The following is a 14,047-nucleotide window of genomic DNA, read 5'->3' on the forward strand; positions in this document are numbered from 1 at the left end:
AATAAGGTGTGTTTGTGGCCCACAAAATTGTTCGCCGAACTCAGGTAGATGACAGTCATTTACCGCAATCTATGCATCCATTACTAAAACAGTTATATGCTCGACGTGGAGTCGATTTAGCTGGCTGCGAACTGAGTTTGTCGAAGTTACTTAGACCAGAAACCATGCTCGGCATTGACACTGCGGCGAAGATTATTGCTGATGCGATAGCTGCTGATAAGTCGATTTTGATAGTGGGAGATTTTGATGCTGATGGCGCAACATCGACCAGTGTGTGTTTGATTGCATTAAGAATGATGGGAGCCAAGCATGTTGACTACCTTATTCCAAATCGCTTTGATTATGGTTATGGATTAAGTCCTGAAATTGTTGCCGTTGCTCAGTCTAAAGGAGCGCAGTTATTGATTACGGTCGATAACGGCATCTCATCTATTGAAGGTGTTGCAGCCGCTAAACAATTAGGTATGCAGGTGGTTGTAACTGATCACCATTTACCTGGACAAACCCTCCCCGATGCAGATGCGATAGTTAATCCTAACCAAAACGGTTGTGAATTTGCCAGTAAGTCTATTGCTGGGGTTGGCGTTGCGTTTTATTTGATGTCAGTGCTTAGAAAAGAGCTGCGCCAAAGAGACTGGTATCAACAGCAACACATTGCTGAGCCTAACCTTGGTTCCTTACTTGATATTGTTGCTTTAGGCACGGTTGCTGATGTGGTGTCGCTTGACAGTAACAACCGTATTTTAGTGCAAGCGGGTTTACAACGAGTTAAGACGGGGCGTTGTCGTGTAGGCATTACAGCATTACTGGAAGTCGCAAAAAGAAGCCCACAACGTATTGTTGCATCAGATTTTGGATTTGCTGTCGGGCCAAGATTAAACGCTGCCGGTCGTTTAGATGAGATGGCGCTGGGTGTTGAGACATTGTTATGTGAAGACATGATGTTAGCAAGGCGAATGGCTGATGAGCTTGATGGCTTAAATGGTGAGCGTCGCGAGCTTGAAGCGGGAATGCAACAAGAAGCGTTAAAAACTCTGCAAACATTAAGCCTTGATGAATCAGATTTACCTTGGGGACTTGCTTTGTTTCAGGATGACTGGCATCAAGGTGTGATTGGTATTTTAGCTTCAAGAATCAAAGATAAATATCATCGCCCTGTGATTGCATTTGCTGATGCTGGCGAGGGTGAAATTAAAGGCTCTGCACGTTCAATAAAAGGCTTGCATATGCGAGACCTGTTAGAGCTTATTAATAGCCGCCACCCTGGGATGATTATCAAGTTTGGTGGTCATGCGATGGCGGCGGGGTTATCACTTCGTGCAGATGCATTTGAACTATTTCAGTCAGCATACGATAAAGCCGTACGTGAATTGTTAAAGCCTGAACAATTAACGGGTGAGATCTTATCTGATGGTGAGTTGCCGATAGCGTTGATGAACCTAGAAACGGCTTTCTTACTACGAGAATCTGGTCCTTGGGGACAGTCTTTTGAAGAGCCATTATTTGATGGTTATTTCAGCGTGATTCAACAACGTATCGTGGGGGAGAAACATTTGAAATTGGTGTTAGAAACCGAGTGCGGCACAGTGATGATGGATGCTATTGCATTCAATGTTGATTTACAAACTTGGCCTGATGCCACAATTAAGCACGCTAGAGTTGCGTATAAACTGGATGTCAATGAGTTTAGGGGAAACCAAACTGTGCAGATGTTGGTTGATTATATTGAACCTGCATAGCTAACAACCAGATATTAAGAAGCACGCTAACAAGACGTTTCTAACAGGTAATTCGCTAACAGAGAATCACAACAAAGACGAGCTTGTTTCACGCACCTAAAGTGTTAGGTGAGTAGATGATTAACTCACTCATCATCAAACTGTAGGCAGCTTAATGGTTGCCTAAGGTTATTATGACTAAAGCCGGCGAGGGTAGTTGTCAGTTTTACTGCAATTATTAACAGATACAAAAAAGCCTCGCATTGCGAGGCTTTTTCGTTATTTGGTCGCTTTCGCCACCAAATCTAAATATGGTGCCCGAACCCGGAATCGAACCAGGGACACGAGGATTTTCAATCCTCTGCTCTACCGACTGAGCTATTCGGGCGACGGACGCAATTAAACGTTTTTTGCAGTCTGGAGTCAACTTTTTTTTATTGATAACTGTTTTTTTTAGCTTGTTTGAACAAGATTTCCACAAAAGGCCTAAATCATAAGCTATTTGTTAATAAAGCAGCTATGAATAAGTCTATCCGGAAAACGCTACGTATGGGTTCATTGGGGAGAGTATCGAGGCTTTATGCTGACTAGCGTTAAGGTGGTGGTGCTGAATACTCCTGCTAGCATGTTTGGAAATATCAGTTTATCGCATTAACTATTAACTTTTTTGTAACTTGCTGAACAATAAAACAAGATTATAAGGTCTATTAAGGTAACTGAATAGAAAACTTAATAGCAGTATGAGGAAATAGTCATTTGAATTGGCAATTGTCATTAATCGCTGGCTCGCAAAAACACCCTTTTGGGGTGTGGGCTACCGTATTACTATTGGTGCTGCTCAGTATCATTGGGGCAACGAAGATTGATCTTGATGTTAATTTTAACGACTATTTTGCCCATGATGACGCAGGATTTGTTGGACTAAATCAACTTCAGCAAACATTTGTCCGCGAAGATGGTTTACTGCTTTTATTGGAAAATGAGCAAGACTGGCGACAACCTGAGCAGCAAAGTCGATTACTTGATTTTATTGAATATTTACAATCTGATCAGCATATCAGCGCGATAGGGGGTTATGCTGCATTTATTGAACGTCTGCCACTTGTAAACGAGTCTTCTGTGGTTACGGGGCAGAAGCAAGCACTCACTCAATCATTAACTCACTCGCAATTTTCAAGTCAAAATCAATCAATAAGCGATAGCCTGCTTTTAAGTTATAAACAACATCCTCGCTTACCTTTGGTGTTATCTGACAATGGTAAAGCTATTATCCTGAGTATTGAGTTTGGTCAAAACGATATGCAGCAATATTCAACAGAGGCACTGTGGCGTTTGGAAAGTATTGATCGTTTGCAAGGTATCTCTGAGTCATTTTGGTCAGCAAAGGCAGCGACAGCGAACCTTGTGCCTAAATTCAATCAAGCTCAAAGTGCTGTGAAGGTTTTGTTGTCAGGTGAACAGGCGCTCAATTGGCAATATGCCAAGGTGTTACGCCATGACCTAAGTTGGTTTGCACCCAGCCTATTTGTCATTATCGGTCTAATGGCATTATTTTTTATTCAAGCTAGATTATGGCTTTTTGCTATCGCACTTAACTGTGCTGTGACCTTAGCTATAGTACTTGGAGTAGCAGGTTGGTTTAACCTTACTATTGCAGCGATAAGTGCATTTATACCAGTGATAATTATAACCTTATCACTGGCTTACTCAGCGCATTTATACCTAGGCTGGCAAGCAGGAATAAAAGCGGGTGACAATAATCCGCTAATTTTTAGCTTCTCACATAATAAACAACCCCTACTGTACGCAACACTGACGACCATATTGGGTTTTGGTTTACTCGCTTTTAGTCCATCACCACCGATACAAGTTTTTGGGATATTAGTGGCCATTGCCGTGGCTTGCCATTATCTACTTTGTCACAGTTTATTGGTGACTATCGTGAGCAAGGCTAATCAGAACTATTCTGATGGCAAGTTACGTGTCTTTTTTAATCCTGTGATCACGTTAGCCAAACGAGCGGCGTTATTGCCAAAGTCAATTCTCATGGTGGTAGGACTCGTTTCAGTATTGGCCTTATTAAGTGCCAGTAAACTTGAGCTTAATGATGACCCGCTTAATTACTTTCCTGACGATAACCCCTTTACTCAATCTAAACTCACTATGCAGCAAGATTTTTTTGGCATAAATCCATTGTATTTTGAGGTGGGGACTGGTTCTGTCCCTATGTATGACAAGCAATACCTGGGCTTTTTATTCCAATTTGCTCGCTTTTTGCAACAACAGCCAGAAGTTAACCATGTCACCCATATTGGTGATTGGGTAAAAAGTGCCGGATTATCGCAAAGTCAACTTAAACGGATCATGACACAACATAGCGTCAGCGATATCGGGCTCGAAGCAGAAATCTCATCACAATATCAATCGAGTTTAATCACCGTTTATTTAACCTCCCTCACTGCGCAGCAAATGTTAGCGTTCGAAGCCAAAACAACTGCATGGCTTGCTGCAAATAAAACCGCTTTATCAGTAAGCCCAGCATTAGGCAGTAGTTTATTGTTCGCTCATTTATCCATTCATAACGCAAACAGTATGTTGTGGTCATTTGGTATTGCGTTAGTGGCCCTAAGCCTAGTGTTAGGCTTTTTGAAAAAAAGCCCATACTTTGCTTTGGTGGGGTTAATGGTTAACTTTTTGCCCTTGCTTTGGGTGTTCGCTATTTGGCAACTGGTTGGTGGGTATATCAGTATTGGCAGTGCGGTCGTATTAGGCATCATGCTTGGGATTATTGTTGATGATACTTTGCATTTACTGTTGAAGTTACCTGAGCCACAAACATCTGATATCGAAAGTCGTGCAACTTATCTGCAATTATTTTGGATGCATTATGCGGGCGTTATTCCGGTGATTTGTTTTACCAGTTTAACTTTAGTACTGGGTTTTGGCATTGGATTAGCGTCAGATTTTGCGCCTATTGCACAGTTAAGTTTGTTGTCTTGTATGGTGATTCTATTGGCATGGATCTTTGATGTTTTCGTATTGCCTGTTATTTATCAACTGCGGAGACAAAGCATTAATGACAATTAAGATTAAACGTTGTTTTGGCAAGCAAGCTTTGCCAAAGGTTACTCAAGGTAATAATGCACTTAGGCTTCAAGATTGGATAAATCTTCAGGCTCAAACCCCACTTTTATTTTCTGATAACCAAACGGAATCAATGGCACGTTTATTACCCCTATTACTGTGTGGTGAACAGTCGGCTCAGTTGGTCTTTAATCAAGAAATTATTAGATTACATGTTCAAGACTTAGATAAAAAATTATCAACACAGACACCACAAAGGAATGGCAAGATAGTGACTTCACTAATGGAAGTCGAGTCTGACGAGTGTCGTCATGATATAGCCTTGCAAACAGTATCGGATAAGCTTCCATACATAGAAGATACCCGCCAAGTTCAACGGTTGGCAAAAAGGTTTTATAGCGGTTTAGGTCGAGTAAATGATTACAGTCAACACTTTGTTCGTATTGCTATTTTAGATACATGTGTCACCCAAATTATGCAAGCATTTGAAACCAGCAAACTTGGAGGAGAGCACCCTTTTAGTGTGTTATGTGGCTTGATTAAAAAAGACGAAGCCAAGCATGTATACATTAGCCGTCATCATGCCATCGAATTAGGGGCGACAAATGACGACTTTTATCAGCAACAATCCTTAATCACACATGAGCTTTTTCAATTACTCACCAGCCAACATCACTCATTTGAAAATATGGGGATTTGCTTAGATGCTATCCAACATAAATTGGAGGAAAAATGGCAGTAAAATTTGCACAGCATGACCTATCACTATTAGGCATTTCTCATCAATTGCCTAATACAAATATCAATAATGAAGCGCTACTAAATGCCTTGTCTCAACAGTGCGGTAGACTTGCAGCGCGAAAAGCTAAAACCATTGCGAAGCGTTTGGGTATTGAGGGGCGCCATTTAGTCAGAGATCTATCGACTCCAACCAGTTCAACATCTCCTTCGAGTATTGAGCTTAGTCAGCAAGTACTGACTCAAGCTTTAGTGAATGCAAACCTTGATATTGAAGCGTTAGATTATTTACTCAGCCACACATGCACACCTCATACACAAGTCCCCCCTAATGCAGCATGGCTTGCAGATGCAATGGCATTTCATGGTCCCTATTTAGAACTTAGACAGGCTTGTACGGGATTTGCCAACGGATTACAAATTGCGTCGGCCTTTTGCGCTGTTAATCAGCAACCCGTTTCAATAGTAGGGGTAGAAACAGGCTCGGTTTATTTTGATATGGATAACGACTTTATCGATACCGAACAATTGGTTAATTATGTACAAATGGGGGATGGTGCAGCAGCAGTAGTGCTAGGGCCTCAAGATGAACAGACTGCCAAAATATCTGATATTTATTTAGGTCAAATTGGACATCAAAAACCACCAGGGTTTTATCTTGATGGCGGGGCTAATGATGTCGGGACAAAACAAATGGCTCGATTCCATCACAACACCCAAGCTGTGCGTGAGCAAGGTAGTCAGTTGTTTGAGCTAGGTTGCCAAGCACTGCAAAGCCGAGGCTATCAGCTAGATGATTTTGCATATATTTTGCCTCATCAGGCCAATGGACATATTGATGTGCTAATGGCAAAAGCATTAGGCATTTCACCAGAGCGAGTGATCAATGACGCCAAGCATCTTGGTAATTTAGGCTCAGCCGCTATTTGGGTCAGTTTATCGAGGTTGATTCATTCAGGACGATTAAAAGCAGGTGACAAGGTGGCGGTACTCGGTGCCGAAGCCACTAAATACCTTTATGGCGGTTTTGTTTATCATCATGTGTAATCTTCAAAACAAAAAAGCCTGCGATATATCGCAGGCTTTTTATATTAACGTAGAATCAGCAATATGATTCTTGACTGTTATTTGAGTAAGTCACTATCTGGATAGTTAGCAGCGATAACCGTTAATGTATTCTGTTGAAGTTGCTCTTGGCCTAATTCACCATAAGCTTGCGCCATAATTTCTAAAGCTTGCTCGGTTGCTGGTGTGCCAGGGAACTGCTCCATCACAGATTGTGCTCGAACAGCTGCTGCACTCCATGCTTCCATTTTGATATAATACTCAGCCACTTTAATCGAGTATTGTGCTAAACGGTTTTTAAGGTATTGCATACGTTGCTGAGCATCAGCCGTATACTTACTGTTTGGATAGCTTTTGATTAAACGATCAAAATCTTTAAAGGCGTCTTGTGCATTTTTAGGGTCACGATCAGTACGATCGATATTCATCATATCGTGAAATAGGTAATTATCTGCCTGCATATTAGTTAAACCACGCATATAATAGACATAATCAATATCTGGATGCGTTGGGTTTAAACGAATAAAACGATCGATATTTGCAATACCTGATGCGACGTCGTCCATTTTGTAATAAGCAAAAATCATGTCCAATTGAACTTGAGTTTTATGTGGGCCAAATGGGTAACGAGAGTCTAATGCTTCAAGTGTTCTAACTGCTTTAGAGTAGTTTCCTAGCTCCATTGAGGTTCTAGATTGAGCATAAAGTCCCTCTGGAGACTTGCCACTGAGGTCTTCATCTTCAAAACCTTTAGAGGTACTACATGCTGTTAAAGCTAATGAAAACAATACTAGGGCGGCGCCTTTGGCTAATTTATACATATGTAAATTCAATTCTTTTATAAGTTGTTGTTAAGAATTTTTCCATTTCACTGTAAAATAGAAAACAATCCGATTGTAACAGATAGCACATTCACTTTGGACCCCAAAAAAGGGGTACGGTTCCTATGACACAAGAGATTAACCTAAAAAGCGAGATCACAGCAATCCAAACCGGTTTAAGATTAGACCAAGCTTTGGCTGAATTGTTCCCTGATTATTCCCGTACACGCATCAAAGAATGGATCCTATCTGGTGCAGTTTCAGTCGATGGCGTTGTTGTCGATAAGCCTCGTGAGAAAGTACTAGAATCGCAGTTAATTGCGGTAGAAGCAACGCTCGAAGAAGAAGTAAAAGACAAAGCACAAAAAATTGACCTAAATATTGTCTACGAAGACGATCATATTTTAGTGGTAAATAAGCAAGCTGGCTTGGTTGTTCACCCTGGTGCTGGTAATGCTGATGGCACATTGTTAAATGCGCTATTACATCATTGCCCTGAGATTGAACATGTTCCTCGTGCTGGTATTGTGCATCGTTTAGATAAAGACACCACAGGTTTAATGGTGGTTGCTAAAACGGTTGAAGCGCAAACCCATTTAGTTGCAGCACTTCAGGCGCGCGATATTGTACGTGAATACGAAGCGATTGTGATTGGGATGATGACCGCTGGCGGAACAGTAGACGAACCGATTGATCGTCATGAAACGCGCCGTACACAAATGGCAGTTGTCATGGGCGGTCGTCCTTCTGTTACTCATTATCGTGTTGCTGAAAAATTCCGTGCTCATACACGTTTAAGATTGCGCTTAGAAACGGGGCGTACTCACCAAATTCGTGTTCACATGTCATACATAGGTCACGTGTTGGTTGGCGATCCTGTATACGGTGGTCGCCCACGTCCGCCTAAAAAAGCTAGCCCAGAGTTTTTTGATATTTTGAAAAACTTTGAACGTCAAGCGCTACATGCAGTACGTTTGGAGCTTGCACATCCATTTACCCATGAAATCATGTCATGGCAAGCGCCTATCCCTGAAGATATGCAAATGCTGACCAGAGCGTTACGTCAAGATACTGAAGAAAACCCAATCGAGTATTTATAAGTATTCGCTGCGAAGGGGATAGCGTGTATCACGTAAATTGGCCAATACCTGACAATATCGGCATCGCCATGACAGAACGTCATGGCGGTGTAAGTCTATCGCCTTTTGATAGCTTAAATTTAGGCTTACATGTAGGCGATGCCCCTCAAGATGTCTTGGCTAATAGAGCTTTAATTCAGCAAACCTTAGCGATTAATGTACCAGTCACTTGGTTAGATCAAGTTCATGGCACTACTATTATCGATTACTCAAAAGTAAGTCCTGCCAATATTTCACCTCAGTCTATTCCTCCCAAAGCTGACGGAAGCTATGTTGATCATGCCAAAGTGGCGTTAGCCGTCATGACCGCCGACTGTTTGCCTGTGTTGCTATGTAATAAAGCAGGAACTGAAATTGCTGCTGTGCATGCAGGGTGGCGTGGATTGTGTGATGGGGTTATAGAGTCTGCAATAAAGCGCTTTAATGCAGAAGCCTGTGACATAATTGCTTATTTGGGACCAGCAATCGGTCCAAATGCTTTTGAAGTGGGTGCAGAGGTAAAGCAACAATTTGTTGAACAAGATATTGAAGCTAAGCAATGGTTTAAACCACATGGCGTGAAATACTTAGCCGATTTATGTGGGCTTGCAACCATGCGTTTATCTAAACAAGGAATTAAACACATTTATAGTGCAAATGTGTGTACTTTTACTAATCCTGATTATTTCTCCTACCGCCGAGATCAACAAACAGGACGAATGGCTTCTTTCATTTGGTTAAAATCTTAATCTGTTTTATCGATTTGATCTTAATCAATTAATCTAACACTAATGTACAGAATTTTATTCACACGATTGAAATTTTCATAAACATCCCCATATTTTAATTATCAAATCTTTCGTTTTTATTAAATTGATTAGGAGGACGTATGAGACTTGATCGTATGACCAACAAATTTCAAATCGCTATTTCAGATGCGCAATCATTAGCATTAGGGCGTGATCATCAGTTCATTGAACCTACTCATTTGATGATGGCGTTATTAAACCAAGATTCTGGCTCAATTCACCCTTTACTAACGCAAGCGGGTATAAATGTTAGTGCGCTGCGTTCTTCTTTGAGTCAAGAGTTAGAAAAATTGCCACAAGTGGAAGGTACTGGGGGAGATGTTCAGTTATCTCAGGGCCTAATTCGTTTACTTAACCTTTGTGACAAGCTAGCTCAAAAACGTAAAGACAAATATATTTCATCTGAACTATTTGTGATGGCCGCGCTTGAAGGAAGTGATGCGTTAACCAAGTGCTTGAAAGATGCTGGTGCAAGTAAAGAGTTATTGGAAACCACCATTGAGCAAATTCGTGGTGGACAAAAAGTTGATGATCCTAACGCAGAAGATCAACGCCAAGCATTAAACAAATATACAGTGGATCTTACCGAGCGAGCTGAACAAGGTAAGCTTGATCCTGTTATCGGTCGTGATGAAGAAATCCGCCGTACAATTCAAGTGTTACAGCGTCGTAGTAAAAATAACCCAGTGCTCATTGGTGAGCCAGGCGTCGGTAAAACCGCCATTGTTGAAGGTTTAGCTCAACGAATTGTTAATGGTGAGGTTCCTGAAGGCATTAAGAATAAGCGTGTACTGTCATTAGATATGGGCGCGTTAATTGCTGGTGCTAAATATCGTGGTGAGTTTGAAGAGCGATTAAAAGCGGTATTAAATGAGTTGGCTCAAGAAGAAGGCCAAGTCATTTTATTTATTGATGAGCTGCATACCATGGTTGGTGCAGGTAAAGGCGAAGGAGCAATGGATGCAGGTAACATGTTAAAACCTGCACTTGCTCGTGGTGATTTACATTGTGTTGGCGCAACAACGTTAGATGAGTACCGCCAATATATTGAAAAAGATGCCGCACTTGAACGTCGTTTTCAAAAAGTGCTGGTGGAAGAGCCTAATGTTGAAGATACCATTGCAATATTACGTGGATTAAAAGAGCGTTATGAATTGCACCACCATGTAGAGATAACCGATCCTGCTATTGTTGCCGCCGCAAGTATGTCGCATCGTTATATCTCTGATAGAAAGCTACCAGATAAAGCTATCGACTTGATCGATGAAGCGGCATCAAGTATCAGAATGCAAATAGATTCAAAACCTGAAGCGTTAGACAGATTAGATCGCCGTGCTATCCAGCTTAAGCTAGAAGAGCAAGCACTTGCCAAAGAAGAAGATGAAGCAAGTCGTAAACGATTAACGCATTTACAAGTTGAGCTGAAGCAAGTCGAAGAAAAAGCCAGCGAACTGAATGAAATTTGGCATACCGAGAAAGCGGCATTGGCTGGAACTCAACATATTAAAGCCGATCTCGAGCAATCAAGAATGGATATGGAAGTCGCAAAACGTGCGGGAGATTTAACTCGCATGTCAGAATTACAATACGGCCGTATTCCTGAGTTAGAAAAGCAGCTCGATTTGGCTTCGCAAGCAGAAATGCAAGATATGACGTTATTGCGTAACAAGGTCACAGATATAGAAATCGCCGAAGTACTTTCAAAGGCAACAGGAATACCTGTTTCTAAGATGCTAGAAGGTGAGCGTGATAAGTTACTACAAATGGAAGATGCACTACATCAGCGAGTGATAGGTCAAAATGAAGCTGTAGAAGCGGTATCAAATGCAATAAGACGTAGCCGAGCTGGACTTGCCGATCCGAACCGCCCAATTGGTTCATTCCTATTCTTAGGGCCAACCGGTGTGGGTAAAACTGAACTGTGTAAATCATTAGCTAACTTCTTATTTGATACCGAATCAGCAATGGTTCGCATCGATATGTCAGAGTTTATGGAAAAGCACACTGTCTCAAGATTAGTCGGTGCACCTCCTGGGTACGTGGGATACGAAGAAGGTGGATACTTAACTGAGGCTGTGCGCCGTAAACCCTACTCAGTCATCTTGTTAGATGAAGTAGAAAAAGCGCACCCTGACGTATTCAACATTTTGCTGCAAGTATTAGATGATGGTCGCTTAACGGATGGCCAAGGCCGTACTGTTGATTTTAGAAATACCGTTATCATCATGACGTCTAATTTGGGTTCTGACATTATTCAGGAAGGTTCTGCCTCTCAAGACTATATGCAGATGAAATCGGCCGTAATGAATGTGGTGACGCAGAGCTTTAGACCAGAGTTTTTAAACCGTATTGATGAGACCGTGGTATTCCATCCGTTAGATGCAGAGCATATAGCGCATATTGCAGAGATACAGTTGCAGAACTTGAAACAACGCTTGGCTGAAAAGGATTTCACCATGGAAATCTCTAAAAATGCATTGGCGTTAATTGCCGAAGCTGGATTTGATCCAACGTATGGTGCAAGACCGCTTAAACGAGCACTGCAACAAGAAATTGAAAACCCATTAGCGCAACATTTATTAAAAGGTGAACTACTTCCAGGTAAACCGATTATGATTGATGTCAACGATGGATTACTGACGTTTACCCAATAAATAGTCAGCGACAGTAATAAAAGGAATGGTAAATACCATTCCTTTTTTATTGAAATATAACTTTACAGTAGCCATTGAACCCATAAGCTTGCGACAAGTGAATTGATCTACTAACTTCAATATGTTCCCTTATGAATAGCAACCTGATTTCAAGTAGAAGGATATAACATGAATAAATCAGTCGTATTAGGCTTTGCTTTACTCTCAATAGCTGCAACCGGATGTTCTAGCTCACCTGAAAAACAAGAAGGTGAAATTATCGAAGTCGGTAATGTTGAATATAATAGCTTATACCACTTTGGCTACAACACAGGTTGCACCAGTGCATTAGCACAAAAGAAATCAAATGAGACACTCGAATCAATGAAGGATAAAACACTTGATGGCATTGATGCATTTGATAATGGTTGGAAGTCAGGAACAGAGACATGTAATAGTGGCACGTTTAAATCTATGTATACAGTTGGTAAAGCAGAATAACCTGCTCGCGTAAACTGAACTAGGGCAGCAGGTAGAGATGATATATACCTTGAATAGGTGTCATGAATAGTTAATTAAAAGGAGCCATTGGCTCCTTTTATCATTGTAGCTAATAAACTTGTTATATTATTGACAAAAAAGCTGCTTACGTTCTTCGTTCTTTTCAATTTGAGCCAAGCGTTCTTCTTCAGTTATGACAATCTCTTCACCTGTATCAGCATCTTTGCGATGTAAGTGTTGATATGTGTTTAATACATTTAAGCTGTGTTTAGCACTTTCACAAATTGAAGCGGCTTGTTCAGCATCTCGCTCTTTGATTAATGCAGCTTTTTGAGCTAAATCCATTTCACTAGAACTAGACTGTGAAGAAGAACTGACAGATTTTACGGGTACATAACCGACTTGAGCGGGCTCAATGTCCTCGCTGTATACTTTTTTAGAGTCAACATCTGCTGGTGGTTGCTGGCTATAATGAGAAACACCGTCTTTATCTACCCAAGTATAAATAACAGTTGCTAAAGCTGACTGCGAAAAACAAACAAACGAAACTAAATACAGCAAACGTAAACTAAGCATAAACATTCCTAGATGGTGGAGCCTAAAATCCTTTAATCAAAATAAAATAGGCTAATTGAATGATAAAACCAATAGCTAAATCAATATACTTGACCATAAAAGCGTAAAGATAGCCTTATAGAAAGGGAACTAGATTATAAAAACCGTTTTCTATTTCCTTATAGAAAGAGGCAAACTAGGTCTTTAAACTGCAAAATTGAAGATAATTAAATCATAGTGGTTAATTAATAAACGCTTAAACCCCATTTGTCATAAAAGTTTAAAAAAGCCCTTGCACGGTTTCATAATCTCCCTATAATGCGCATCCACTGACACGGCAACAGGCACTAGCCAACACTGAGTCAGCTTGATTTGAAGCGGTTTTAACCACCTTAAATCAACGGCGAAAAGAAGTTTGAAAAAACACTTGACGCTGACAGCGGGAGGTGTAGAATACGCATCCCTGACCAACACGGTCAACGCTCTTTAACAATCAAACAAGTAAATCTGTGTGGACACTCACAGGTGTTGAGTTAATCGAAATTGCTCACTCTTTCTCGTAAAGAATGCAGCAATCAAAATTATTATCAATATTTTCTGAATCACGTAAGTGATGAGTGTTCATAGCAATATGTAACAAACAGGATGTAGATTCTTCCGAGTCTGCATAATGTAATCAGAATTCATTGAGCCGAGACCTAGTCTCAAAAAAACTTTAATTGAAGAGTTTGATCATGGCTCAGATTGAACGCTGGCGGCAGGCCTAACACATGCAAGTCGAGCGGTAACAGAAAGTAGCTTGCTACTTTGCTGACGAGCGGCGGACGGGTGAGTAATGCCTAGGGATCTGCCCAGTCGAGGGGGATAACAGTTGGAAACGACTGCTAATACCGCATACGCCCTACGGGGGAAAGGAGGGGACCTTCGGGCCTTTCGCGATTGGATGAACCTAGGTGGGATTAGCTAGTTGGTAAGGTAATGGCTTACCAAGGCGACGATCCCTAG

Annotated in this window: 10 protein-coding genes, 1 tRNA gene and 1 rRNA gene; 9 read left to right on the plus strand and 3 right to left on the minus strand. The window is 41.1% G+C overall.

Features of this window, described 5'->3' with window-relative positions:
* Window positions 1-14: 14 nt before the first annotated feature.
* On the plus strand, window positions 15-1,739 hold the full coding sequence (gene recJ / locus A9267_RS13795) for a single-stranded-DNA-specific exonuclease RecJ (RefSeq protein WP_065109558.1): 1,725 nt from the start codon (window positions 15-17) through the stop codon (window positions 1,737-1,739).
* Window positions 1,740-2,030: 291 nt separating this feature from the next.
* On the opposite strand, the gene A9267_RS13800 is transcribed toward recJ, so the two are convergent.
* Window positions 2,031-2,106 (minus strand) — tRNA-Phe (locus A9267_RS13800).
* A 368-nt stretch (window positions 2,107-2,474) separates the two neighbouring features.
* On the opposite strand from A9267_RS13800, the gene A9267_RS13805 reads away from it, so the two are divergent.
* From A9267_RS13805 to A9267_RS13815, 3 genes are read left to right on the plus strand one after another with little or no spacing between them, the layout of a single operon-like run.
* Window positions 2,475-4,805 (plus strand): efflux RND transporter permease subunit, encoded by a 2,331-nt coding sequence (locus A9267_RS13805; RefSeq protein ID WP_082972373.1) that lies wholly within the window; start codon window positions 2,475-2,477, stop codon window positions 4,803-4,805.
* Window positions 4,795-5,544 (plus strand): hypothetical protein, encoded by a 750-nt coding sequence (locus A9267_RS13810; RefSeq protein WP_065109559.1) that lies wholly within the window; start codon window positions 4,795-4,797, stop codon window positions 5,542-5,544. The genes A9267_RS13805 and A9267_RS13810 overlap by 11 nt, the downstream gene beginning before the upstream one ends.
* The gene (locus A9267_RS13815) at window positions 5,535-6,587 is read left to right on the plus strand and encodes a 3-oxoacyl-ACP synthase III family protein (RefSeq protein ID WP_065109560.1); all 1,053 of its coding nucleotides are present in this window, start codon (window positions 5,535-5,537) and stop codon (window positions 6,585-6,587) included. Before A9267_RS13810 ends, A9267_RS13815 begins: the two co-directional genes overlap by 10 nt.
* Window positions 6,588-6,664: 77 nt before the next feature.
* Here the strand turns inward: A9267_RS13815 and A9267_RS13820 are convergent, their stop codons facing one another.
* Complete coding sequence (locus A9267_RS13820; protein WP_055025181.1) at window positions 6,665-7,426, minus strand: outer membrane protein assembly factor BamD; 762 nt, start codon at window positions 7,424-7,426, stop codon at window positions 6,665-6,667.
* Between the two features lie 125 nt (window positions 7,427-7,551).
* Between A9267_RS13820 and rluD the strand changes: the two genes are divergently transcribed.
* The 4 genes from rluD (at window position 7,552) to A9267_RS13840 (ending at window position 12,487) form a co-directional block, all read left to right on the plus strand.
* A complete protein-coding gene (gene rluD / locus A9267_RS13825) occupies window positions 7,552-8,526 on the plus strand; it encodes a 23S rRNA pseudouridine(1911/1915/1917) synthase RluD (protein WP_055025182.1) in 975 nt (324 codons plus the stop codon).
* Between the two features lie 23 nt (window positions 8,527-8,549).
* Window positions 8,550-9,293: a peptidoglycan editing factor PgeF gene (pgeF, locus tag A9267_RS13830; RefSeq protein ID WP_065109561.1), complete on the plus strand. Its 744-nt coding sequence runs from the start codon at window positions 8,550-8,552 to the stop codon at window positions 9,291-9,293.
* A gap of 140 nt (window positions 9,294-9,433) precedes the next feature.
* Window positions 9,434-12,007: an ATP-dependent chaperone ClpB gene (gene clpB / locus A9267_RS13835; RefSeq protein ID WP_065109562.1), complete on the plus strand. Its 2,574-nt coding sequence runs from the start codon at window positions 9,434-9,436 to the stop codon at window positions 12,005-12,007.
* Window positions 12,008-12,175: 168 nt separating this feature from the next.
* Complete coding sequence (locus A9267_RS13840; RefSeq protein WP_055025185.1) at window positions 12,176-12,487, plus strand: hypothetical protein; 312 nt, start codon at window positions 12,176-12,178, stop codon at window positions 12,485-12,487.
* A gap of 126 nt (window positions 12,488-12,613) precedes the next feature.
* Here A9267_RS13840 and A9267_RS13845 read toward each other — a convergent pair whose 3' ends face one another.
* Window positions 12,614-13,063 carry a DUF4124 domain-containing protein gene (locus A9267_RS13845; RefSeq protein ID WP_065109563.1) on the minus strand — a complete coding sequence of 150 codons (450 nt, stop codon included), beginning with the start codon at window positions 13,061-13,063 and terminating at the stop codon, window positions 12,614-12,616.
* Window positions 13,064-13,758: 695 nt separating this feature from the next.
* On the opposite strand from A9267_RS13845, the gene A9267_RS13855 reads away from it, so the two are divergent.
* A 16S ribosomal RNA gene (locus A9267_RS13855) occupies window positions 13,759-14,047 on the plus strand; the annotation flags it as partial.

It is taken from the genome of Shewanella sp. UCD-FRSSP16_17 (assembly GCF_001675935.1).
GTDB classification, from domain to species: Bacteria; Pseudomonadota; Gammaproteobacteria; order Enterobacterales; family Shewanellaceae; genus Shewanella; species Shewanella japonica.

Excerpts from the sequence above, each read along its gene's own strand:
- rluD (WP_055025182.1), top strand. The coding sequence starts at position 7,552 with ATGACACAAGAGATTAACCTAAAAAGCGAGATCACAGCAATCCAAACC.
- A9267_RS13820 (WP_055025181.1), bottom strand. The coding sequence starts at position 7,426 with ATGTATAAATTAGCCAAAGGCGCCGCCCTAGTATTGTTTTCATTAGCT.
- A9267_RS13815 (WP_065109560.1), top strand. The coding sequence starts at position 5,535 with ATGGCAGTAAAATTTGCACAGCATGACCTATCACTATTAGGCATTTCT.
- A9267_RS13810 (WP_065109559.1), top strand. The coding sequence starts at position 4,795 with ATGACAATTAAGATTAAACGTTGTTTTGGCAAGCAAGCTTTGCCAAAG.
- A9267_RS13845 (WP_065109563.1), bottom strand. The coding sequence starts at position 13,063 with ATGCTTAGTTTACGTTTGCTGTATTTAGTTTCGTTTGTTTGTTTTTCG.
- A9267_RS13840 (WP_055025185.1), top strand. The coding sequence starts at position 12,176 with ATGAATAAATCAGTCGTATTAGGCTTTGCTTTACTCTCAATAGCTGCA.
- clpB (WP_065109562.1), top strand. The coding sequence starts at position 9,434 with ATGAGACTTGATCGTATGACCAACAAATTTCAAATCGCTATTTCAGAT.